This is a genomic window from Rummeliibacillus pycnus (genome assembly GCF_002884495.1).
GTDB lineage: Bacteria > Bacillota > Bacilli > Bacillales_A > Planococcaceae > Rummeliibacillus > Rummeliibacillus pycnus.
The window spans coordinates 819,041-843,535 of sequence record NZ_KZ614145.1 but is presented as its reverse complement, the minus strand read 5'-3'; the positions used below and the strand labels follow the sequence as shown (position 1 = coordinate 843,535).

The window sequence follows — 24,495 nt, the reverse complement described above, 5'->3', positions numbered from 1 at the left end:
TAATTAGTATCTCAATCAATTTCCTAAATCTATTTTAAGTTAGCCTATTAATTTAGAGTATGAGTCTACTATTTACACGAATTCTGATAAACTTCTCGTGAACACACAATTTGCTCCTACTGTTACTCGTCTTTGAAAAATTCGAATGCATTTTAGAGGACTTGCTTACCGTTTTTCACCCACTATTATTTTCTAAAAAAAAAAAAAATAAACCTTGAAGCGGCTATACTTCAAGGTTTACTTAATACGATTTATACTTTGAATTGTTGCGTTAATTCTTGTAACTCAACTGCTTGTTTACTTAATTCTTGTACTACACTATTCATTTCTTGTAAAGTCGCATTTTGTTCTTCTACAGAACCTGAGATATTACTTGTAGCTTGTGCAGCTAGTTGTGAATGATTCGATATTTCTTCAACGGATGCTGTCACTTCTTCTGAAGCTGCTGAAAGTTGTTCAGATGTAGCTGTAACATCTTCCAATCGGTTCGTCATTTCCTCAACTGAGTTCACAATATGTCCAAATGCATCTGAGGCATTTGTAATGACATACACACCCTCTTCGACATTCTTCAAGCTATTGGTAACTGATTTTGCTACAACTTCTGTATCTACTTGAATTGTATTGGTTAAGTTAACAATTTTCTCTGCTGAATTTTTGGATTCCTCCGCTAATTTGCGTACTTCATCAGCAACTACAGCAAATCCTTTACCATGTTCACCAGCTCTTGCTGCTTCGATTGCTGCATTTAAGGCCAATAAATTTGTTTGCTCTGATATATCCGTAATGGCTTTCGTCATCACTTGAATTTCAGTTGCTTGTTTTTTTAGACGATTGATTAAATCATTGGTTTGATTTGTAGATTCTGATATTAATTGGACTTGTCCTTTTGCTACTTGAAGAATTTTGCCACCATTATCTGCAAGTTCCGTAGCTTTTTTCGCTTGTTCAAACAGCGTTTGTGATGCTTCAGCAATTCGTTGTACACCAGTTGATGTTTCGTGCATAGCAGTAACTGCATCCTTTGCAATTTCTGCAGAATCGATTGCACCTTGTGATGTCTCTTCAACACTATTAGAAACCTCATCAGCTGCATTTGAGATTTCTTCCGTAGATGCTGCTAGCTCTTCAATAGATGAAGATAATTGTCGAGAACCTTCACTGATATGATTGATTACTGTTTGTAAATTCTTTTTCATTTCGTTAAAAGATGTTGCTAAAACTGCTAATTCGTCTTTTGACTTGATGGTTATGTCCTCTTGAAGTAAATCGCCAGCAGCAATTTTTTTCGCACCTTCGACAACTTGTAGCAATGGTTTAACTACTAATCTTCTAACTCGATTGATAAATAATAGTGCTGTAATCATACCACCAATTGCAATAACAAACGCAACTATTTTTGCTACTTGAGCAATATGATCTACATTTTCTTGGGCAGCTTTTAACTCATCTTGCTGATATTTTTCAGCAGATGCAATCATACTCATCATGTCATGATTAGAAGATTCTGCGCTTGTCAATTGAGACACTGCATCATCACTATTGCCTGATTCTTTTAGTTGAATGATCGAAGTGATTACTTTACTATAATTGGACATTAAATCACTCATCATTGCAGTATAATCTTTCATTTTTTTCGAATCTGCATTTTTTTGAAGCTCTTCAATTGATTTTGATAACTTATCTTGGTATACAAGAACTTTTTGCTTATTTGAAGCATTGTCATCGATGAGGAACCCTCTTAAATATAATCCTTCATTTGCTAAATCAGATTTTACGCTGTTCACTAAATTAATACTTTTAATGTTCTGATTAATTACGTGATTAAAAGAATCAATAACACGATTCATTCGATTGTCATTGTACCCCATTAAAATCATGATATAGACAAACAAAATTATAAATCCTAGGCTTATTTTTCTTTGTACAGACAAATATACCATCTCCCATCATGGTGAATTTATCACTATTAATGTAAATGTATTATTATAATAGCATTAATATTGAGAAAATGATATTAGTATGATTTAACTATTTAATTTATATAATTTGAGAAATTAAATAAATCGCAAAACAAAAATCCTAGTATTCTTTCGATATACTAGGATTTCTTTTCTAAATTTTAAACTTTTGAACTAATTCATTTTGTTCAACTGCTTCATTTGTTAACTCATTTGAAACTGATGAAATTTCCTCAATAGTTGCGGTAACTTGTTGTAAATTAGAAGATATTAATTCCATTTGTTCTGTGGAATGAGTGGTTGAAGATGCAATTTCAGATACAGAAGCTGCAACTTGCTCAGCTGTTGCTGAGATTTCTTCAGTAATCGCCGATACATCTTCAATTTCCGCTTTCATACGATCAACTGCTTGTACAATATGATCAAATGATTCACCTGCATCTTGGATTAAATGTACACCATCTTCAACAGTCTCTAAATTTGATAAGATTGCTCTTTCTACATCTTTTGTATGATGCTGAATATCAACTGTTAAAGACTCAATTTGACTAGCTGACTGTTTGGATTCCTCTGCTAATTTACGCACTTCATCAGCTACTACTGCAAATCCTTTTCCATGTTCCCCTGCTCTCGCTGCTTCTATTGCAGCATTTAATGCCAGAAGATTTGTTTGTTCTGTTATATCTGTAATTACTTTTAAAATGTTGCCTATTTCTTCTGATTGTTTACTTAATGATTGGATTAAATTTGTCGTATTCTTTGTTGAAGAATGAATCAGCATCATTTGTTGTTCTGCATTTGTAATTTTTTCTTGTCCAATATTTGCAATATCAAAAGTTTCACCTGCAGAACTATGCAAGTTTTGAGCAGATTCTGCAATTTTTTGAACCCCTGCAGCTGTTTCATCCATAGCCAATGCACTTTCTTTAGCTGCGTATGTATTCGATTCTGCGGTTTGAACTGTATGATCAAGATTTTGAGACACTTCAATTGATGAGGCAGACACTTCTTGTGTTGAAGCTGATAATTCTTCAGCCGATGCACTTAAACGTTCCGAACTAACTGCCAACGAACCAATTAATTCTTTTAAAGAATCTTTCATTTTATTAAACGATGTTGCAAGCTCTCCTACTTCATCCTTTGAGTGAATTTGAATAGCAGGCTCAGTTAAATCTCCATTAGCAATCACTGTTACCGATTTATTTAATGTTGATAATGGTCTAGAAATGATACGATCCATATAAAGAGTGATCAATATTCCCAAAAGGATTGCAAGAATGATAATAACCATTCCAGTAGTAAATGCTGTTGAAGCTGTTGCTTGCGCTTGTGCTTCAGTTTGTGAAAATAACGTTTTCACATAATCAGCTAGTTCACGTGTATTGTCAGTCGCTTTTTTTAATTCTGCAGCTCCCTCAGTATTGGTTAACTGATTTGCTTCTTTGCTTTTTCCGTTTCTCTCTAATTCAATCACTTGATCTGCAATCTGGTCGTAATTTGTAATTTCAGTTGAAACTTGTGCTAGCATTTCTTTTGCTTTTGGTCGTTGTAATTGCTGGCCTAAATGTTCGATTTCATCATTTAATTCTTTTCGAGTTTGCATTAATGTATCCAATGCATCTTTGTTTCCTAATAAGTAAGATCTAATTAACAATCCCTTTTTAGTGGATAAATTTTCTATTTTGGCGGTTGAGTTAATCTGAGGCAATCCTCTATTTATAGTCGATTTATATTGATTATTAATCTTTGATAGCTGACCGAAAATAACGATACATGCAATGATGGTTATTAAAATTGATGTACCCAATCCGGCCATAAGCTTTTTTCTTATAGACATATTTTCACCTCGTAATCATTTTTCTAGTACTTTTTTATCGTATATGATTACAAGTAAAAAAGATACACGTTATGTAAATTATCCATAAATTCGTAAAAAAATATCAAAATTTAGATGACTTCGATGATTTTGTTAAAATCACGAAAAGAACCCTTGCTCATACTTTTGGTAAATATATGCTTTTATAAATTGTATACATTCAGATGAGACATTACTTTTTTCTTCTTTGAGAAGATCTCCATATGGCACGCCATCTACCATTCGAATCATTCCCTCAAAGGACTGATTTTTTATACCATCATGTCCTGTAATCTTTATAAAACATGTAATAGGTCCATGGAAGGAATAATCTACAATGATCACTTTATGGTTCATTTCTTTTTGTTTTCCTCCATTTCTTTGATTATTCTTTTGCGATACGATAGAAGTTGCCAACCTGTTAGTAAAATAACAATCCATAAAAATGGTTCTTGAATACTAAAACCGATAGATGAACGTCCACCTAGATTTGGTAGTAGCATGATTAAAAACACTAGATAAATCATAACAGTTACCTCTACATAAAAATGGGACATCTTACTTTTTGATGCAGGTGCATAAACACTAAAGAGCAACAAAGCAAAACCTATTATCATCCAAGTCCATTTGGGAAGTACTTGCCATAGTCCCCACTCTTGATAAAAGTCATAACACATTAATACAGTGGCACCAAGAATCCCACTCAATAATTTGATCACATTCATTTATAACACTCCTTCAAATCAAGTTTATCATAGGTGAGAAAACATAGAACATCAATAGTTTAAATATTTAAGTTATGGACTATTATTTAATAAAGAATATTCCCATAATATCTCTAAAAATGAAAATGGCTCTTCCTCATTTTTCAGAAGAAGAGCAATTTCAACGATAATTTATAAAAAGTTGATGGACGTTTCGGGTGTTTTATAGTGGTGTATGAATACTGGTTATACCCCTCTTTTATTTCCCCAAATATACGTATGCAATTGTGGTAATACTTTTACATTTGTAACTTCGTGATCTGAAATTACTTTTTCGATTAACCATTCATACTTTTGTAAAAGTTGGTGGATTAACTGTGTATTATTAGTAGTTGTAATATCATCATTACCTACCTGAAAATAGAACGGTACATCCGGATAACGATTATGTACTTCTTTTCCAAACAGATAATCTTCATCATCAAATATAACAACTTTTAAGGAAACATGGTTCCCGTTCTCATGGTCTTTTAAATTCGATAAAATTTCATCTAAAATAGCGAAATTTGTTTTCATACCAGAGCTAGGTGGTTTTGGGGAAAGTGTTAGTTCGTCGATCTTATAAAACCAGTCCTGCCATCTGCTTCCTTGTGTTTCCAGACCAATTTGAATCCCTTTAGCCTTTAATAGTGTGACGAAATGATCTAGACTTTTCAATAATGCAGGGTTACCTCCCGAAATCGTTACAAACGAAAATCCATCTCCACCGATTCGTTTCAACTCATTCCAAATTTCTTCCGCAGACATTTGAAGTATTTGATCTTTTCCACTACCATCCCACGTAAAAGCAGAATCGCACCAAGAACAGGAATAATCACAACCAGCAGTTCGCACAAACATTGTTTTCTGCCCAATTACCATTCCTTCACCTTGAATTGTTGGACCGAAGATTTCTAATACGGGAATTTTACTCAACTTCCATCCACTCCCGTCTTGCTTCAGCATAGCTCGTTGGTGTTTCATACAATCGTACAAATTCTACTCGTACATTTTTATGTGAATGGTCTTCTAGTAAAGCTTCTGCCATCTTTTCATAGATCCAAACAACCATGTTTTCTGCAGTTGTATTCATTAAAGGTAATGTTTCGTTTAAATAACGATGATCCAGATAAATTTCAATTTTTTCTTTCCAAATGGTTTTGATATCTCCAAAATCAATCATTAAACCTCGTTCATCTGTATAACCACTAATACCAAAAATCACCCTATAGGTGTGACCGTGTAAATTTTTACACTTGCCATCATAACAGTGAAGATGATGAGCTGCATCAAATGTAAATTCCTTACTTACAAGAACACGTTTAGCATGGTATTTTAATTGAGTTCTTTGAATATCTTCATCAATTTTTTGAAGATGATCGACAATTTTAAATCCATACATTTTTTAAGACTCCTTTCGAACACTTAAATATTCCGAAAGACCTTTTTTTCTTAACTTACAAGCAGGACATTCTCCACATCCGTCTGCAATAATTCCGTTATAACAGGTTAATGTTTTTTCTCGAACAAAGTCAAAAGCACCTAATTGATCAGCTAAAGCCCAAGTTTCAGCTTTATTTAACCACATTAGTGGTGTATCAATCACAAGAGATTCATCCATCGCCAAGTTTAATGTAACATTTAATGATTTTATAAACATATCCCTGCAATCAGGATAACCGCTGAAATCTGTTTCACACACACCCGTGACAATATGTTTCGCACCAATTTGTCTTGCGAGTACGCCGGCAAAGGAAAGGAATAATAGGTTACGTCCTGGCACAAAAGTGGAAGGCAGTTCACCATTTTCTCCATCCTTCACCTCTATATCACTTCGGGTTAACGCATTTGGGGCCAATTGATTGAGTAGTGACATATCTAGAATATGATGCTTTACACCAAGTTCTTTTGCAATATTTTGCGCACATTCAATTTCTAGTTTGTGTCGTTGATTATAATCAAATGTTACTGCCTCAACTTCATCAAATTTTTCAAGTGCCCAGAACAAGCATGTTGTACTATCTTGACCACCACTAAACACGATTACAGCTTTTTCTTTTTTCATTTCTGCAATTACTCCTTTATTGCAAAAAAACAGCACTCTAAGAAAGAGTACTGTTTTTTCTTAGTTTTTTAAAGAGGGTAGCTAGAACCTCTTCTGCTAAAAGCAGATTATTTAATTCCATCATTATAGTATATTTTTGTAATCAGTAAATCAAGGGTTTTTTATACTTTTTGTTATTGAGTTACATTAATCGCCCGTTTTAAAACTTATAAATTTTTGTTCCATCATTTCTTGCATGGCGTATTTTATACCTTCTCTACCCACTCCACTGTCTTTCCATCCACCATAAGGCATATTGTCGATTCGATATGTTGGAATATCATTTACAATTACGCCTCCTGTTTCAAGACGTTCTGCTACATAGAATGCTCGTTCAATACTTGGTGTCATCACACCTGAATTTAAGCCATAACGTGAATCATTAGCATCCTTGATCGCATCATCTATTGTAGCAAATGGGAAAATACACACAACCGGCCCAAATACTTCAAAACGAAATACTTTAGAATCACGATTGACATTTGTTAAAACAGTTGGATACAAAATATTTCCTTCAACTTTGCCACCACACTCAATTTTTGCTCCCTCTTGCACAGCTTCATCTATCCAGCTTTTTATACGATCTAACGATTTTTTCGAAATAACGGCTGTAATATTGGTGTTTTCATCCAAAGGCGAACCAATTACAAGTTGTTTTGTCCTACTTACAAATCGTTCTAAGAATTGTTTATACATTGATTGATGTACATAAATTCTCTGAATAGAGATACAAACTTGACCATTGTTTGAAAAAGACCCTAAAACACTTCGTTCAATGACTTTGTCAATATTCACGCCTTCATCAATAATAAAAGGCGAATTAGATCCTAATTCAAGCGTCAATTTACGAAAACCTGCTTGTTGTTGGATAATATGCCCCACCTCAACACTACCAGTAAACGTTACTTTTTTGACATAGGGATGAGTCGTTAAGACTTCACTTAGTACATCGCCTTTTCCAGGGATAATGTTCAATACTCCATCCGGAAGCCCTGCTTCTTTAAAAATTTCAGCTAATGCTAATGCACTGAGGGGTGTTTGTTCAGCTGGTTTTAAAACAATCGAATTGCCAGCTGCTATTGCTGGACCAACTTTATGAGCTACGAGATTAAAAGGAAAATTAAAAGGCGTAATAGCAGTTACGACTCCAATTGGCGTTTTAATCGTAAAGCCAAAACGCTTCTCTCCGCCTTCTGCTGCATCCATCGGAATTTGTTCACCATAATTATTCTTTGCAGCCTCTGCTGCAAAACGATATGTTTGCACGGTACGATTGATTTCCTCACGTGCATTACGAATTGTTTTAGCCGATTCTAACGAAATGAGCTTAGCGTATTCTTCGCTACGTTCTTCCATAATTGTTGCCGCTCTTGCTAATATTTTTGCTCGAGCATGTGCTGGAAAAGTTCTAAAGTTTTGAAAAGCAGCATGTGCCTCTACTACCGCTTCCACTGCGTCTGCAGCTTCAGCTTGTCCAATTTGTGTTAGTTCTTCATTTGTATGCGGATTCAATAATGGTTCATAGGTCTTTGCTTCTCGCCATTTTCCGCCAATCCACAATTGCCATTTTTGTTTCATATCTTATTGCACCTCCGTTTTTACTATTTAAAATTACAAGTTACATATATAATCACCAAGTTTTTTGGATAGTTCGATGTTTTCGGAGTAATCAACGTCTACATCAATTAATACAATATCGGAACTTTTTATTGCTTCTTCTAGAGCTGAGAGTAAATCCTTTGAGTGCTTCACTTTTACTCCCTTTGCACCAAAGCTTTTAGCGAATTCTATAAAATCTGGATCTTCAAATGTGATAGCATTTGAACGGTTAAATTTATTTAATTGTTTCCATTCGATCAAACCATACTTTGAATCGTGAAAAATGACAATCACGAATGCAAGTCCAAGTCGTTTTGCAGTAGCAATTTCAACACCGTTCATGAGAAAGCCTCCATCACCCGTAATAGCAATAACAGGCTTATCTGGATGAGCTAACTTTGCTGCAATTGCCCCTGGTACTGCAATTCCCATAGAGGCAAAGCCATTCGAAATAATTGTGTGATTCGGATTTTCAGGTTGATACATTCTTGCTACCCAAAGTTTGTGAGCACCTACATCTGAAAGAATAATAGCTTTGCCTTTTTCTGCTTTTTTAATATCTGCGATTATTCGTTGAGGAATAATAGGACTACCTTCTACTTCATCAGATGCATGCATTTTTTCATCCAATTGCGCTTTTAAACTTACTATTTTGGGACAAAGCTCTCTTTCATGAACATGTGAATGTAATGCTTCAATCGTCTTTTTAATATCTCCAACTAATTCCGCTTGGATTGGGTAATAGGCATCTACTTCTGCAGGCATACTATCAATATGAATGACAGGATTCTTTGCCTCGTCGTTCCAATATTTTGGTAAGTATTCGACAATATCATAACCAATCGTAATAATGACATCGGCTAAATCAAAGCCACAAAGTACATAGTCTTTCACTTGCATCCCAACTGTATATAAAGTTAGTGGATGATTAGATGGTAATACACCTTTTGCCATAAATGTATTCACAACAGGAATTTGCTTTGCTTCAGCAAATCTTCGTAATTCCTCTGTAGCACCATCACGGATTACTCCATTACCAACCAATATGAGTGGCCTTTTTGCTTGATTGATCAATTCTGCCGCTTTTTGAATTTGCTCATTAGCTGGACAAGAAATTGGCATTGGAGTAATCGGTAATGGTTCCCCTTCAGCATCCATCATCGCAATATTTTCTGGTAATTCCACATGGACAGCACCTGGTTTATCGAGTAAGGCTATTTTAAAAGCTTTACGAATAATCTCCGGAATTGTTTCGGGCACTCGAATTTGTTGGCTCCATTTCGTCACTTCTTCGAACATACCAATAATGTCTATATATTGATGTGATCGCTTATGAATACGTTCAAGACCAGCTTGTCCCGTAATCGCCACAACAGGTGAATAATCTAGATAGGCATCACCAATTCCAGTTAAAAGGTTTGTCGCACCAGGACCTAGGGTAGCTAAACAAACTCCTGGTTTTCCTGTCAAACGACCATATACATCTGCCATAAAAGCAGCTGCTTGTTCATGGTGCACTAAGATAAAATTTATATTTGAACCAATAAGAGAATCTACAAGGTCTGTGTTTTCCTCACCAGGAATTCCAAAAATGTACTCTACTCCTTCATTTTCTAAACAGCGTACAAACAAATCTGAAGCCTTCAAGATGAGTCCTCCTCCATAATTGTTTTACAAAATCGTTTCGTTGAACGCACGATTTCCATTTCTTAATCGATTTAAAACATTAAATAACTTCCTTTGTTTAGGATGGCGGATTATCCAAAAATTATGTATTCTTGTCATTTCACATTCTGAATAAATGATCATATTTTCGAGAAGATTAAAACCAAATAGTTTTAAATATTTTTAGGAGGAATTAGATGAATATCGCGGATTGGTTAATTGTTATCGCTTTTACTATAGCAGTACTTGCGATACTAGCTATTGTTATTTTCCTTGTATATATAATTGCGTTTGATCGAAATCAAAAGCGTCATGCTATCTTAAGGAATTATCCTGCACTTGGTAGAATGCGCTACTTTTTTGAAAAAATCGGGCCAGAATTTCGGCAATATTGGTTTGATGGCGACCTTGAAGGGAAACCATTTTCACGTGTAGATTATGAGCATATCGTAAAAGGTGCAAAATATATGCGCGAGGTAGTCGCCTTTGGATCAAAGCGAAATTTTGAAGAAGAAGGATTTTATGTTCGAAATGATATGTTCCCAAAATTAACTGAAGAAATAAAAATGGACAAAGAAACAAAGGTTGATACGAAAAGGTATATATTGTTGAAAGATCCCCTGTTTTCACAAAGAGAGGAAAAGTGGGAAGATGAAGAAACATCAGCTTACTTATTACATGATGATGATGCAGTTGTGATTGGTCCAAATACAAAATACCCTTTTAAAGTAAGAGGTCTTATTGGTATGTCCGCAATGAGTTATGGTTCACTAGGAAATCATGCGATCACAGCTTTATCAGAGGGATTAAGTTTAGCAAAAGGGACTTGGATGAATACAGGTGAAGGTGGTCTATCCCCTTATCATTTAAAAGGAGGAGTTGACATTATTATGCAGATTGGTCCAGGTTTATTTGGTGTACGAAACAAAAATGGAGATGTCGATTGGGACGAATTAAAGCGAAAAAGTGAGATTCCCGAAATTAAGGCATTCGAAATCAAACTCGCTCAAGGTGCTAAAACACGTGGTGGTCATATTGATGCTGAAAAAGTAACACCTGAAGTTGCAGAAATCCGAAAAGTAGAGCCCTATAAATCCGTTGATAGTCCAAATCGTTTTCATCAATTTAGTGATGTTCCCACTATGTGCGAATTCATAGAGAAAATACGCTCTACAACTGGTAAACCAGTTGGCATGAAAATTGCTGTTGGCGGGAATAATAGCGTCGAAGAACTAGCAAAGTATATGAAAGAAACCGGTAAGGGCCCTGACTTTATAACAGTTGATGGTGGTGAGGGCGGTACAGGAGCATCTTATCAAGAATTAATAGACAGTGTAGGATTACCAATTCGATCTGCCCTTCCTATTGTAGTAACTACTCTAGAAAAATATGGAGTACGTGATCGAGTAAAGATTATTGCCTCTGGCAAGATGTTCACTCCCGATCGAATTGCCATTGCTCTTGCTATGGGAGCTGATTTGGTGAACATCGCCAGAGGATTTATGATCTCAATTGGATGTATTCAAGCTATGCGTTGTAACTCAAATGCTTGTCCTGTTGGTGTTGCTACAACCGACCCAGATTTACAAAAAGCACTTGTGATTGATGAAAAAAAATATCGGGTTGTCAATTATCTTCTAACACTACGAAAAGGACTGTTTCGAATTTCAGCTGCAGCAGGCATCGAATCACCTGTTTATTTCCAACCAAAACATATCATGTTTAAAGACGATAAGGGTGTTGTCATCTCCTTAGAAAATATTCTTCAAGATATTCAGAAACAGATTAGTTAAATCAGATCACATACTATATTTAGGACTGTAGACAATCATAAGAGTTTGTCTATAGTCCTTTTTCTTTACCAAAGCCGTTGATTCCCACTACGATTAGTTGCTTTTCGTAGGTGGGACTGAGTTGCTTTAGGACAACAGGATATTAGTCACAGCGTCCCTGCCGCAGGGCGTTGCGTTCTAAGAGTCCGTTCTATATTGCTCACCATTACTTTCGCAGATCATCCGTAATAATATATTAATATAATTTTTGATATGTATAATAATAGCGTTCATTGTTTTAGGTTAGTGTCTTCAAATTGTTATTAAATGTAATTTCAGTTTATAAAAACAAGGTTTTTTCTCTCACTATTTCGAAAATTCCTTATTTTTTTACTTTATTAAAATAGAAATTTTATTGTGACATTGTAATGAATTAGTGTTACTATAACTTTGGATTTTCTATAAATCCTATAAGAATACTCGGAGGTAAAAAATGAAGAAATTAGTATCACTACTGTCACTACTACTTGCACTATCTTTAGTTCTCGCAGCATGTGGCTCAAAAAATACCAATGAAGGGAAAAATTCTTCTACAGAAGATTCTTACAATACGATCAAAAAAGAAGGCGTATTAAAAATCGGAACTGAAGGAACTTACCCTCCTTTCACATTCCATGATAAATCTAACAAACTTACAGGATTTGATGTAGATATCGCAACAGAAGTAGCGAAACGGTTAGGAGTTAAACCAGAATTTGAAGAAACTCAATGGGATGGTATGTTTGCCGGACTTGATGCAAAACGTTTTGATATGATTGCTAACGAAGTTGGTATTCAACCTGAACGTGAGAAAAAATACGATTTCTCAGTTCCATACATTGAATCAGGCGCAGTATTAATTGTGAACAAAAACAACAAAGACATTCAATCATTTAAAGATTTAAAAGGTAAAACAGCTGCACAATCTTTAACTAGTAATTATGGTAAATTAGCAAAATCAAATGGTGCTGAATTACAAAGTGTTGAAGGTTTTACACAAGCTGTTTCTCTTATTGAAACCAATCGTGTAGATGCAACAATCAATGATAAATTATCATTCCTTGATTACAAAAAACAACATGCAAATACATCTATTAAAATGGTAGACCAAGAAAAAAATCTAGCTCAAAGTGGTTTAATGTTTAGAAAAGGCAGTAACAAATTAGTGGAAGCAGTCAATAAAGCATTAAAAGATATGAAAGCTGACGGAACATACGCAAAAATATCTAAAAAATGGTTTGGTGAAGATGTTTCTCCTAAATAGTATCATTCAAGATCCTGAGCGATTTGACCAATTAGTGTCAATCGCTCAGTCTTCCCTTTCACCTATGATTGAGGGAGCTATAAAATACACAATTCCACTAACAATTATTACTTTTGTTCTTGGACTAATACTAGCCTTTTTAACAGCATTAGCCCGATTGTCTGCTAGTAAACTATTAAATACTTTTGCGCGTTTTTATGTGTCGATTATTCGTGGTACACCATTGCTCGTTCAATTATTTATTATTTTCTATGGTTTGCCAAATTTAGGGTTAACCATAGATCCATTAACATCCGCTATTATTGGTTTTTCACTAAACGTAGGAGCTTATGCCTCCGAAATCATTAGAGCTGCCATTTTATCTATACCAAAGGGGCAGTGGGAAGCTGGATACTCTATTGGCATGAACTATACACAAACACTTAGAAGAATTGTTCTACCACAAGCTGCTAGGGTTTCAATTCCACCATTATCTAATACATTTATCAGCCTGGTAAAAGATACTTCCCTTGCGTCACTTGTTCTTGTATCTGAAATGTTCAGAAAAGCTCAAGAAATAGCTGCTACAAACTATGAATTCTTATTACTATATTCAGAAGTAGCTATTTTATATTGGATCATTTGTACGATATTATCATTTGTTCAAGGACGAGTCGAATTAAAACTTGAGCGATATGTATCAAAATAAGTGGAAGTCATTAAAGGAGTTTATGTAATGATTAGCATAAAAAATCTTCATAAATCATTTGGGGAATTAGAAGTATTGAAAGGCATTAACTTAGAAGTAGAGCGTGGAAAAGTTATTGTCATTATCGGTCCTTCTGGCTCGGGTAAAACAACTTTTCTAAGATGCTTAAATCTACTTGAAATTCCTACAACCGGTTCAATAGAAATTGATAGACATTTAATTGATTTTAATCAGAAAAAAATAAATAAAAAATCAATCGTTTCTTTTCGAAGTTTAACTGGCATGGTATTTCAGAATTATAACCTATTTCCCCATAAAACAGCGCTTGAAAACGTTATGGAAGGTCCTATTATTGTTCAAAGAATTCCTAAACAACAAGCAAAAGAAAAATCCACTCAATTGCTAAAAAAAGTAGGACTTGGTGACAAAATTGACTTTTATCCTTCCCAATTATCAGGTGGTCAACAACAACGTGTTGGTATCGCACGCGCAATGGGTATTGAACCAAAAGTAATGCTTTTCGACGAACCCACTTCAGCACTGGATCCCGAACTAGTTGGTGATGTTTTACAAGCAATGAAAGATCTTGCGCAAGATGGTATGACAATGGTTGTAGTAACTCATGAAATGCGTTTTGCTAAAGAAGTGGCTGATGAAGTGATTTTTATTGATCAAGGTGTCATCGTAGAGAAAGGTTCACCCTCTGAAATTTTCAACAATCCAAAAGAAGAACGAACAAGACGTTTTTTAAAGAAAATCAATATCTAATTCTTGTAATCTATAAAAAAACCGACTCCATTATGGAAGTCGGCTTTTTTATCTAATTGGTTTAGTATACTAAACCATATAGTGCTTTGATGTGTGATAAGTAACGGATGTTACTTGCTTCTTTCATCAATGTAGCTGGAAGACCTTTAAGTTCAGTGTTATTAGCACCTACTGTTGCTACACCATCTTTACGACCAAGTGATGCAAGTGTACCAGAATTAACTGCACTGAATTCTTTCATTGGTTGGCCTTTTAATTGAGCGAAAAGGTTATACCCTGCTGTTTCACCCATTTGCCATGCAACTTGAGCAGTTGGCGCATATAATGGACGAGCACCTTCTTCAGGAATTAACACTGAAGCATCACCCACAACGAATACATCTGAGTGAGAAGTAGATTGTAAGAATTCGTTGATTGTTGCTTTGCCACGGTTAACTTCTAAACCAGATTCAGCAACAACTGGAAGTGCAGCTACACCGCCTGTCCAAACGAATGTATTTGCTTCAATAACTTGACCATCTTTAAGAGAGATTTTGTTACCATCAACAGCTGTAACAGGTAGACCAGTTAAGAATTCTACACCACGTTTAGCTAATGATTCAGTAGCACGTTGGATTAGAGTATCTGGTAATACTGGAAGAATTTTTGGACCTGCTTCGACTAATTTAACATTGAATTCGCTGAAGTCAACGCCATATTTTTCAGCAACTTTTGGCATGTTATCGATGATTTCACCAACAAGTTCGATACCAGTTAAACCGCCACCGCCGATTACGATTGTACCGTCAGCAGGATCTTTTGTTGCAGCATAAGCTTTAATTTTAGCTTCGATATGTGCGTTAATTTGGTTTGCATCGTTAACAGATTTAAGTACCATACTGTTTTCTTCTAGTCCTGGGATACCGAAATATCCAGTTTGGCTACCTAGAGCCACTACAAGAACATCATAAGATAGAGATGAACCATCATCTAATTTAACGAATTTGTTGTCTGGTGAAATTTCTGTAACTTTCGCAATTTTAAGATCAATATCTTTGCCTTTAAAGATTTTTTCTAATGGGAATGATACAGCTTGTTCTTTAATTGTTCCACCAGCTAAACGGTGAAGTTCAGTGATAATTTGGTGAGTTGGGAATTGGTTTACTACAGTAACTTCTGCATCGTCTTTTGTAGCATATTTACGGAACGTTAGGGCAGTTAATACGCCACCATAACCAGCGCCTAAAATGATGATTTTTTTTGACATAATTAATCCTCCATAATCAGTATTGATGTAAGACTATTTTAATTGTTTATGTTCTTCGTTCACTTGAAGGAAAGCATTAGCGAAACGGAATAATTGTTGTACTTGTGGATCTTTTAGTAAACGGATAATACCAAATAGACCAATTGTTTCAGTGCTTTCAGCAGCACGATCTTTCGCTTCGATAGCTGTTGCAGCTAAGCCTTTTGCTGATTTTACAACTGGAGATGCCATTTCTCCTACAGCACCAACAATATCATTTTTTAGGACATTATCAGTTGCTAGAGATTGTGCTACATCATAAATTTTAGTTAACGTTGTCATCATTTCAGTTAACTTTGGTAATTCATTTACCAATGCTGTAATAGAATCTTGCACCTCAGGTTTTAATAGTTGATCCAATACATCAAGTTTTTCTTGGCTTACAGCTGGTTTTTCAGCTTGTAATTGATTAGTCGTTTCTGACATATCCAATTCTCCTTTACAATAACTATTTCTTATTATTTACTCATTCAAATAATTGTGAAGAAGTCATCCTTGATCATCTTTCGACATTACATTAGTTAGATAATCCTGACCAAGCATGCCAGTAATCATCTTCTCCAACGCTTACTTTTCAAAAGCAGTCGTATACCAACATTAACGAATGCTTTTGGACGATCTATATTTAACCTCTATACTATAAATATGGTGTAATATAACCACATTTATATGCCTACAAGTGAATAATACACCTTTCTTTATATAGTTTCCATCAAATTTGAACATTTTATGTGAAAACATGCACAAATAAAGGCTTTTTCCTTAAAAATATATATTGACTTATTCATATAGTATATTTATTCTGAATAATTTTTATTTTCATGTAATTATTATTTATGTATTATTGTTGAATTTTGTATCATTTGAAGAAATTTCTTATGAATCTATGTTATTCTACATAAGGTAGTTATTAGAAGGAGGAAAGAATATGTCATTATTTAATATTCGACATGCTGATGGTATACATATTATCGTTGACGTCAAAAAACATAAAAACCATATTGAATTACGTACAACAACTGGTGAAGAATTATTTATCATTGCCCTAACTGATGAAAATTATACAGTTTATGATGATCGTTTTGCTGGAGCGTCTAAACAAATGAATTCTATTGAAGCTTTCCAAATAGATGGTAGCTTTAGAAACTTAGATTTTGACAATATGCGAACATTATTTACCGATTCTTTTGAACGCCTGATGGATGAACTTGCAAAATATGTTGGTTCTAACGAATTAGTGAACTTAGAAACCTTAAAAGAATCCGTAACAAAAGATGTAAAAGGTATTTACTTCAAAATTATATCAGATACAAAAACATATCAAATATAAAATAAAAAGGCTTCTTTGAAGCCTTTTTATTTTATATTCTAACCCCCAATATATAAAACACACTGACTAATAGCTACATAATACGCCGGATTGGTAATCGGTGAATTATCTTCAATTTGTAATTCCATATGAAAAGCATTATCTTGCAAATTCGCCCTCCATCTTGCAACTTCTCTGTTGTCGACAAGAAAAGTTGACCATTCTTCCATTTCTTTATGTATCTTCATTAAAAATTGATCTTTCTTAATCATTAAATCTGGGATCATTTGTTGCCAACCCTCGTAAGCAATCATGTATTTTTCTTTCGTTTGTTCATCTATTGCTTCAAAGTACACCTTGCCTTTTCTTGATATTTTCTTACAAGTAAAAAGTTCTTGTTGCTCAAGATCATAAGTTTTGTATGTTAAAAAATATTTATTTTCTAATAGTTGGTCAAATAGACGTTTTAAAGCGTTACTATAAACTCTTTGACATGTAAAAACGATTTCATGTTGCTCATTTTGAATTTCTAAAATAGGTGTTTCTTTGATCGTGTTTGGTTGCACATAATAATAACTTTTCATGAATTTGCCCCTGTCCTAAATACCGTTTTTCCTATCAAAACTATATCGAATAATATTACACAAAACAAATAATAGACACCTATCAAATTAGATGCCTACAGTCCGTTTTTTATATAAGAAGGTTGATTACCACTGTAGCAGACTTTCCCACTATTCCCAAAGGAGTAGTCATCTTCCGTTCCAATCAACAATATCCATTACGATAAGTATGCTTTTATTACTGTTATAAAATTTATGATTATGGTGTACTTTGTAGCATAATAACAGTTATCAAGCCATTATCAGGCTCATCACCTTAACTTGGGATTGACTTGCGCTCTGCCAGTGTGCTTTCCAGGCGGCGTCCGATGAGCCACTTCAGGGCAACAGGATGTTGGTCACGGAGTCGTTGCCACAGGACGTGGAAAGCGCCGTCTGTAGCGAAACAACCAAATCTGAATATGAAAAGTTAATGTGCTGAAATGTCCGGATTTAAAAACCGAAAATGGATTTATGAAATTTATTCTACTATTAAAATAACAAAAGATATCAAGAGTGTCTCTCGATATCTTTTGGCAATAATCTGTGGCACCTTTTCAAATAGGTACCTATCAAATTGTATTAGATACTTAAATTAAGCATGTACTAATTGAATTTTGTTGGCAACACGATTTGTTAAGACGCTAGTTGCTTTTGGAAGTACTGCTGAAAAGATTGGATTTAAAACTGGTGCAGCTAGGCCGCCTGCTTTGATTTCTAAATGACCTGTCATTTGTGTTTTGTTAGCATCTAATGCCACATCTTCAAAATAACCAGTTCCTGAAAATTTATCTGTTAAACCAGTTAGTTCGAAACTAATTTTAGAAGGTTCTTCCCAGCTGATAATATCAATTTGTACTTTTACTTCTTTTTTTAATACACCTACATTTCCTGCAAATGTCCATGTAGATTGTTTATCATTTAGTATTTGATGTTCGCGGTATCCTGGTACTAGTGTAGCCCATTTTTCCATTTGACTTACAAAATCCCAAACTTCTTTTTGTGGAACTTGAACTTCGACTGTGTGTGAGGCTGTTGCCATGATTGTTCACTACTTTCTATTAATAGTAATTTCTTGACTTATTATACTATAATATCTATCAAATAATAGACCTTTAAGACCTAAATTTCCCAGTTCATTCACGGATTTGTCCATTACCTGATATATAATATTTACTAGAAGTTAATGCAGGTAATCCCATTGGCCCTCTTGCATGTAGTTTTTGTGTACTAATTCCTATTTCTGCTCCATAGCCAAATTCAAAACCGTCCGTAAAACGGGTTGATGCATTGTGATATACAGCTGCAGCATCGACACCTGTTTGGAATTCAAATGCATGCTCTTGATTTTCAGTAATAATGGCTTCAGAATGTTTTGTTCCATATTGATTTATATGCTCAATGGCTTCCTCCACATTCCTCACAATTTTAGCACTTAACGTTAAGGCTAAGTATTCAGTTGCCCAATCCTCTTCCGTAGCTTTTTGTACGTCAGGATTTGCCTCTAGTACTAAATCGTCTCCGAAAATTGTGATTCCAGTGTTGATCAACGTTTCTATTAACTCTTTTCCATTTTCTTTAAACCATTTTTCGTGAATCAATAGACTCTCAGCAGCATTACAAACGGATGGTCGTTGGGTTTTAGCGTTTAAAACAATATCTTTTGTCATTTGTAAGTTAGCTGTTTCGTCAACGAAGATATGGCAATTTCCTGCACCTGTTTCAAGGACAGGTACGGTTGCTTTTGATACAACCGTATCGATTAAGTTCTTACTTCCACGTGGAATTAAGACATCTAGGTATTCTTTTAAATGGAAGAGCTCTTCAGCAGCTTCATGACTTGTATTTTCAATAAGTTGAACGGCATTAACAGGTAATGTTGATTGACTTAATGCTTTTTGAATCGACTCCACTAATGCCATATTTGAAAATTTGGCGGATGAGCTTCCTCGAAGAATTACAGCGTTCCCTGTTTTTAGAGCTAGTGTTGCTGCATCAACTGTGACATTAGGACGTGCTTCATAAATCATCCCGATGACACCAAGTGGCACACGCCTTTTTTCGATATGTAGGCCATTTTTTTTTGTTATCTTTTCCAGAACTTCACCTACTGGATCTGGCAAGCTTATGACTAACTCAATTGCTTCGACAATCCCATTTATTCTGTCCTCAGTTAGAAGAATACGGTCTAGAACGGATGTAGATAATCCTTTTTCTTTACCTGCAACAATATCTTTTTCATTTTCTATTTGGATGGTCACTTTATCTTTCAGTAGTTGCTCGGCAATCAATTGTAATGCTTTGTTTTTTTCTGCTGTTGATTTTTGAATCATTTCAAAACTTGCTTTTTTGGCTAACTTCCCTTTTTCTAATACCTCTGTCATGCTAATACCTCCCTATAGTTGAACCCAACGATCCCGATGAATGACTTCGATCGATGGTGTTTCTATCTCACTTGTTCTTTTTCCCATGGATTGTTCAAGCTGTTCGGATGAATACAGAATTTCTCCTCTTCCTAGAAGGCCATGTGAACCATATACTTCTACAACATCTCCTGTAGAAAATTCGCCCTTTAACCCAATAACACCTGCTGGTAATAGACTTTTTCCATGTTGAATTAATGCAACTTCTGCACCCTTGTCGATTGTAATCCTACCAGCGACAGCAGAGAATAATGAAATCCATTGCTTTTGACTATTCAAGATAGGTAACTCATCTTTTTCGATATACGTACCATCCCCATCACCATTTAAAATAGTTAAGAGCTTATCTTCCCCTGTACCTCGTCCGATGAAAACTTTAACCCCTAAGTCATAGGCTGTTTTTGCTGCGAGTAATTTGGATTGCATACCACCTGTACCTACTTTTGACCCTTCTGCTGTGGCATAACCAAGTAATTCATCTGTAATTTCTGTTAATCGATCAAAGCGAATAGCCTCTGGATTTTTTTTAGGATTGGCATTATAAAGACCATTAATATCCGTTAAGATGATTAGTTGATCCGCATGCACTAAGCCACTCACTAATGCCGATAACATATCATTATCACCAAAAGTTAGTTCCTTAACCGAAACCGTATCATTCTCATTGATAATTGGTAACACTGAACGTTCCAGTAATTCAGAAAGTGTTGCATAAGCATTTTTGTAACGATCTTTTTTTGAAAAATCCGTTCTAGTCAATAAAATTTGTGCTGTTACAATGTCATATTCACTTAACTGCTCAGTATATGATTGCACCAGTAAGCTTTGACCTACTGCTGCTGCAGCTTGTTTTCCTTTTAAAGTAACGGGTCTTGATGAATATCCAAGTTTTCGAAATCCACAAGCAACTGCTCCTGAAGAAACGAGAACAACATCATGTCCAGCTTGTTTTAATTTAGCAATTGCTCGTATATGATCATGAAACTTAATTTGATCAATCTCCCCTTTTGAATTGGTTAGAGAGCTACTACCAATTTTCACAACAATTCGTTTCTTTTCCATCATTATTTCCTCCAATAAAGTGAAACTTCTATCAGTTGGATGACCATCCGACTAATAGTTAGTTGAACCAATCGAGTTTTCGGAAAGTAACACCATTTTTAAGTAAAATAAAAAACCCTTCTCATCCTTAAATTTAAGGACGAAAAGGGTTACTCTTCGTGGTACCACCTTAGTTGAATATCAAAATTGATATCCCACTCATTCCTCATAACGCTTGAGACTGCGCCTAGTTTTGCTAGGAGCAATGAAGTAGGTTCTGCATGGTTCTGTTGCAATGCCTTTCAGCCGGTGAACATCGCTCTCTTTCACAGAAGTGACACACGTACTAGTCTTCACTTTCGCTTAATATTTACATATAAGAATGCAATAGTTTGATTAGAATGTCAATACATTTAACTGAAAGTACATTAAATTTAGCATTCTATAAGGTTCGATATTTTTTCAAAGAGACAATATTTAATAAAATAAATACAATTGCAAAACCGATTAAAACTGATAAATCCATTGCAATATCGTTCAATCCATATCCCTTATACATAACCCCTTTAATAGCATCCGATGCATAATACAGTGGCATTATACGTCCAATATTAACAAGCCAATCTGCCATTCCATCCATTGGAAATAGTCCTGTAAAAAAGATTTGTGGGATGATAACTAATGGGATAAATTGAACCATTTGGAATTCTGATGAAGCAAAACTAGATAATAGAATGCCGAGTGACAATGCAACTAATGCCAAACATAAATTGATTAAAAGTACATTCCAGATTGAACCGACAAGAACTACATCTAATACATGTACCGCATAGAATACAACGATTAATGTTTGTATCATTGCAAAAATACCATAGCCTGTTAAATATCCTAAAACAACTTCATATCTTCTAATTGGCGTTGAAAGTAACCTTTCTAAGGTACCTGTAGTTCTTTCTTTTAATAGTGCTATTCCTGCAATTAAAAAGACAAAAAAGAAAACAAAAAAGCTTACTAAAATGGGACTAATCACATCAAATAGTACCGTTTCCTTGTCTCCATATACATATTCAATTGAAATCGGCATTTCTTGCTGTAGTTGATTTGATAGTGCTTGTTTTAACTTGAATTGAAGTGCTTTTGCACGACTCGGATCATCATTTTGAAGTGTTAATGAGAGTTTACCATTCTTCACTTCAAGCCATCCATCTAACTTTTTATGTAATGCTGTTTGAGTGCTTAACTGATTATATTTTATGACAGATATATCAGCATGCTCGATTTTATGAACGATCTGTTCATTTACATTTACCACACCTACAGTAGTATTGACTTCATCTGAATGAAAAATAAAGTACATCAAACTTAATACAAGTAATGGTGCCAAAAATAACAATGCCATAGTTCGTTTATCACGAATCATTTGTTGAATAATCCTAGTTACTAATGCTAAAAATCTCATGATAGATGCCCCCCTGCATTTAGGAATACATCATCAAAATTATCTGCTTCAAATTGTGTTTTTAATGCTTCTGGCATACCTTGAGCAATGATCTTGCCCTCACGCATTAAAGCTAATTCATCACATTTCTCCGCTTCATCCATCACATGTGTTGTGATAAAAATCGTTTTTTGCTCTTCATCTCTAAGTCTTTCAAGTTCTTTCCAAATGATTTTCTTCAATGCGGGGTCAATTCCTACTGTTGGTTCATCTAAAATTAAGATTTCTGGATTTTGTATCAGTGCAATCGCTAATGATAAACGTCTTTTCATCCCACCAGAATAATCTTGAACTTTTCTTTTTAATTCATTTGTTAATTGTACAACTTCTGCCGCATATGCAATTTGTTGTTGTCTTTGTTTTTTGGAGAATCCATATAACTTAGCAAAAAATTGTAGATTATCCTGCCCAGTTAAATCTGTATATAGTGCATCTGATTGTGCCATATAACCAATCTTTTTTAATAATTCAAATTGTGGCACTTGCTGATCCAATACCGTCACTTCTCCTTGCTCCGGCTTCAACATGCCCACTATCACTTTAATCAAAGTGGTTTTCCCACATCCAGAAGGCCCAATCATGCCAAAGATTTTTCCTTTTTGAACAGTTAAACTAATATCATCTAAAACTACATGTTTATGAAAATACTTACTCACGTTTGTGATCGTTACACATACAGTCATATATTCCTTCCTTTCATTAAACACGTTGTTATTTCGAGTGTAGTTCATAGAAGAGAGTAATACAATAAACAATCTTAACAAATGTGTAAATTCCATTTTAATCATCTATTTACTATTTGGATGAAATGAATATACCCTTTATTCAAATGATTCGTTCTCAATTAGTTTGTTTTTTGAAATTAATTACATAATAAAGCACCAAAGAAGAAATAGCTTAGATGTATTTCTTTTTTGGCGCTTTCGATTTTGCCACTATTGATTTAATTTAGATGGTGTTTCTTTATCTGTTGAATTCCCTTGATTTTCATTTTTATTTTTTGCTTTCGCTGCATTATTTTGACCAATTACATCTAAGTCGTCAGGACTAAGATCATAACCATATCCGTACTCTTCACGGTCTGTTTGATTTTTTTTCTTTTTATCCTTTGTCAATTTAACTCACCTCCATCAAATAGAATTGTCTACTTCCTACTGTTTTATACTTAGAAAGAGAAGTTCTATTGATTGGGTAAACGAACCATTTTATCTCCAAAAAGTAATTTTTTCTTGCAAAAGAGGATTTTTGAACATTTGATGAATTGTTTCTATGAGTTCCTTTGGAAAGTTCACTGTGTCAAAGCTGTTGATAAATCGAATTTCCTTTATTTTATCTACTTCATTCATAAAAGGATAACCACTAACAGAATCCGCAAAGTAAAAATATCCACGCCATTGGATATCATTAAAAAGAAAAGCTCCGTGAACAATCTCTGTAAGTTTATGTACATCTAGTCCTATTTCTTCTTTTACTTCTCGTATAGCACATTCTACTGGTGTTTCGCCAATTTCTTGTTTACCGCCTGGAAAATTCCAAACGCTTTCTCTATCTTGAACAACTAAAATATGATTGTTTTTATCTTTTATCAGGACACGAGAAAAAATAGGTTGCATTTAACATTCCCCTTTCACTTTTGTAAAATTCTCTATCGGTTTAATTATTGAAGTTGCTTTTATAAATTGGACAAGGGGTACACTCAACTTTGAGCGTACCCCTTGAATTATTTATTAGCTAATTTATGAATGTTCTAATTTCAACCCGATCATCCGGGGAATATTTACGAGAAAGTCTATCTTTCTTGCCGCGGTAAAATTCCACTGGAAAGCTTTCTAACTTAAGCAACGCGAACCCTACCTTCTTTCGCGTCCTTGTGACCCCA

24 protein-coding genes and 1 riboswitch are annotated in these 24,495 nt (G+C 34.7%); of the genes, 5 read left to right on the top strand and 19 right to left on the bottom strand.

Going from position 1 to position 24,495, the window contains the following annotated elements:
* Positions 1-251: 251 nt before the first annotated feature.
* The 9 genes from CEF14_RS04295 to CEF14_RS04255 form a co-directional block, all read right to left on the bottom strand.
* Positions 252-1,934, bottom strand: coding sequence for a methyl-accepting chemotaxis protein (locus CEF14_RS04295; protein ID WP_170061438.1), 1,683 nt, complete (start codon positions 1,932-1,934; stop codon positions 252-254).
* A 181-nt stretch (positions 1,935-2,115) separates the two neighbouring features.
* Positions 2,116-3,798 (bottom strand): methyl-accepting chemotaxis protein, encoded by a 1,683-nt coding sequence (locus CEF14_RS04290; protein ID WP_102691709.1) that lies wholly within the window; start codon positions 3,796-3,798, stop codon positions 2,116-2,118.
* 138 nt (positions 3,799-3,936) lie between these two features.
* On the bottom strand, positions 3,937-4,173 hold the full coding sequence (locus CEF14_RS04285) for a hypothetical protein (protein WP_102691708.1): 237 nt from the start codon (positions 4,171-4,173) through the stop codon (positions 3,937-3,939).
* A complete protein-coding gene (locus tag CEF14_RS04280; RefSeq protein ID WP_102691707.1) occupies positions 4,170-4,541 on the bottom strand; it encodes a hypothetical protein in 372 nt (123 codons plus the stop codon). The genes CEF14_RS04285 and CEF14_RS04280 overlap by 4 nt, the downstream gene beginning before the upstream one ends.
* Positions 4,542-4,766: 225 nt before the next feature.
* Positions 4,767-5,495 carry a 7-carboxy-7-deazaguanine synthase QueE gene (gene queE, locus CEF14_RS04275; protein WP_102691706.1) on the bottom strand — a complete coding sequence of 243 codons (729 nt, stop codon included), beginning with the start codon at positions 5,493-5,495 and terminating at the stop codon, positions 4,767-4,769.
* Entirely contained in the window at positions 5,488-5,961 is a 474-nt protein-coding gene (queD, locus tag CEF14_RS04270; RefSeq protein ID WP_102691705.1) for a 6-carboxytetrahydropterin synthase QueD, read from the bottom strand. Before queD ends, queE begins: the two co-directional genes overlap by 8 nt.
* Positions 5,962-5,964: 3 nt before the next feature.
* Positions 5,965-6,633 carry a 7-cyano-7-deazaguanine synthase QueC gene (queC, locus tag CEF14_RS04265; protein ID WP_407690471.1) on the bottom strand — a complete coding sequence of 223 codons (669 nt, stop codon included), beginning with the start codon at positions 6,631-6,633 and terminating at the stop codon, positions 5,965-5,967.
* 45 nt (positions 6,634-6,678) lie between these two features.
* A riboswitch (PreQ1 riboswitch) is annotated at positions 6,679-6,721 on the bottom strand.
* Positions 6,722-6,810: 89 nt separating this feature from the next.
* Positions 6,811-8,241, bottom strand: coding sequence for an aldehyde dehydrogenase family protein (locus CEF14_RS04260; protein ID WP_102691703.1), 1,431 nt, complete (start codon positions 8,239-8,241; stop codon positions 6,811-6,813).
* Between the two features lie 33 nt (positions 8,242-8,274).
* Positions 8,275-9,909, bottom strand: a complete 1,635-nt coding sequence (locus tag CEF14_RS04255; protein WP_102691702.1) for an acetolactate synthase large subunit — start codon at positions 9,907-9,909, stop codon at positions 8,275-8,277.
* Between the two features lie 215 nt (positions 9,910-10,124).
* On the opposite strand from CEF14_RS04255, the gene CEF14_RS04250 reads away from it, so the two are divergent.
* From CEF14_RS04250 to CEF14_RS04235, 4 genes are all read left to right on the top strand, one after another.
* Positions 10,125-11,720 (top strand): FMN-binding glutamate synthase family protein, encoded by a 1,596-nt coding sequence (locus CEF14_RS04250; RefSeq protein ID WP_102691701.1) that lies wholly within the window; start codon positions 10,125-10,127, stop codon positions 11,718-11,720.
* Between the two features lie 472 nt (positions 11,721-12,192).
* Positions 12,193-13,002 (top strand): amino acid ABC transporter substrate-binding protein, encoded by an 810-nt coding sequence (locus CEF14_RS04245; RefSeq protein ID WP_102691700.1) that lies wholly within the window; start codon positions 12,193-12,195, stop codon positions 13,000-13,002.
* Positions 12,986-13,690: an amino acid ABC transporter permease gene (locus CEF14_RS04240; protein WP_102691699.1), complete on the top strand. Its 705-nt coding sequence runs from the start codon at positions 12,986-12,988 to the stop codon at positions 13,688-13,690. Before CEF14_RS04245 ends, CEF14_RS04240 begins: the two co-directional genes overlap by 17 nt.
* A 27-nt stretch (positions 13,691-13,717) precedes the next feature.
* Entirely contained in the window at positions 13,718-14,458 is a 741-nt protein-coding gene (locus CEF14_RS04235; protein ID WP_102691698.1) for an amino acid ABC transporter ATP-binding protein, read from the top strand.
* 61 nt (positions 14,459-14,519) lie between these two features.
* Here CEF14_RS04235 and CEF14_RS04230 read toward each other — a convergent pair whose 3' ends face one another.
* Together CEF14_RS04230 and CEF14_RS04225 are read right to left on the bottom strand one after the other, a co-directional pair.
* The gene (locus CEF14_RS04230) at positions 14,520-15,704 is read right to left on the bottom strand and encodes an NAD(P)/FAD-dependent oxidoreductase (RefSeq protein WP_102691697.1); all 1,185 of its coding nucleotides are present in this window, start codon (positions 15,702-15,704) and stop codon (positions 14,520-14,522) included.
* 33 nt (positions 15,705-15,737) lie between these two features.
* Positions 15,738-16,169 carry a DUF1641 domain-containing protein gene (locus CEF14_RS04225; protein WP_102691696.1) on the bottom strand — a complete coding sequence of 144 codons (432 nt, stop codon included), beginning with the start codon at positions 16,167-16,169 and terminating at the stop codon, positions 15,738-15,740.
* A gap of 502 nt (positions 16,170-16,671) precedes the next feature.
* Here CEF14_RS04225 and CEF14_RS04220 point away from each other — a divergent pair.
* Positions 16,672-17,073, top strand: coding sequence for a hypothetical protein (locus CEF14_RS04220; protein WP_102691695.1), 402 nt, complete (start codon positions 16,672-16,674; stop codon positions 17,071-17,073).
* A gap of 38 nt (positions 17,074-17,111) precedes the next feature.
* Here the strand turns inward: CEF14_RS04220 and CEF14_RS04215 are convergent, their stop codons facing one another.
* The 8 genes from CEF14_RS04215 to CEF14_RS04180 all read right to left on the bottom strand — a co-directional run bounded on the left by CEF14_RS04215 (position 17,112) and on the right by CEF14_RS04180 (position 24,229).
* Positions 17,112-17,636, bottom strand: a complete 525-nt coding sequence (locus CEF14_RS04215) for a tubby C-terminal domain-like protein (protein WP_102691694.1) — start codon at positions 17,634-17,636, stop codon at positions 17,112-17,114.
* 613 nt (positions 17,637-18,249) lie between these two features.
* Positions 18,250-18,696: a CoxG family protein gene (locus tag CEF14_RS04210; protein WP_102691693.1), complete on the bottom strand. Its 447-nt coding sequence runs from the start codon at positions 18,694-18,696 to the stop codon at positions 18,250-18,252.
* Positions 18,697-18,790: 94 nt separating this feature from the next.
* On the bottom strand, positions 18,791-20,038 hold the full coding sequence (locus CEF14_RS04205) for a glutamate-5-semialdehyde dehydrogenase (RefSeq protein ID WP_102691692.1): 1,248 nt from the start codon (positions 20,036-20,038) through the stop codon (positions 18,791-18,793).
* A 12-nt stretch (positions 20,039-20,050) separates the two neighbouring features.
* On the bottom strand, positions 20,051-21,139 hold the full coding sequence (proB, locus tag CEF14_RS04200) for a glutamate 5-kinase (protein WP_102691691.1): 1,089 nt from the start codon (positions 21,137-21,139) through the stop codon (positions 20,051-20,053).
* A 421-nt stretch (positions 21,140-21,560) separates the two neighbouring features.
* Entirely contained in the window at positions 21,561-22,577 is a 1,017-nt protein-coding gene (locus CEF14_RS04195; RefSeq protein ID WP_102691690.1) for an ABC transporter permease, read from the bottom strand.
* Positions 22,574-23,299 (bottom strand): ABC transporter ATP-binding protein, encoded by a 726-nt coding sequence (locus tag CEF14_RS04190; protein ID WP_102691689.1) that lies wholly within the window; start codon positions 23,297-23,299, stop codon positions 22,574-22,576. Before CEF14_RS04190 ends, CEF14_RS04195 begins: the two co-directional genes overlap by 4 nt.
* Before the next feature lie 252 nt (positions 23,300-23,551).
* A complete protein-coding gene (locus CEF14_RS04185) occupies positions 23,552-23,731 on the bottom strand; it encodes a hypothetical protein (protein ID WP_102691688.1) in 180 nt (59 codons plus the stop codon).
* 90 nt (positions 23,732-23,821) lie between these two features.
* Positions 23,822-24,229 carry an NUDIX hydrolase gene (locus CEF14_RS04180; RefSeq protein ID WP_102691687.1) on the bottom strand — a complete coding sequence of 136 codons (408 nt, stop codon included), beginning with the start codon at positions 24,227-24,229 and terminating at the stop codon, positions 23,822-23,824.
* Positions 24,230-24,495 lie beyond the last annotated feature (266 nt).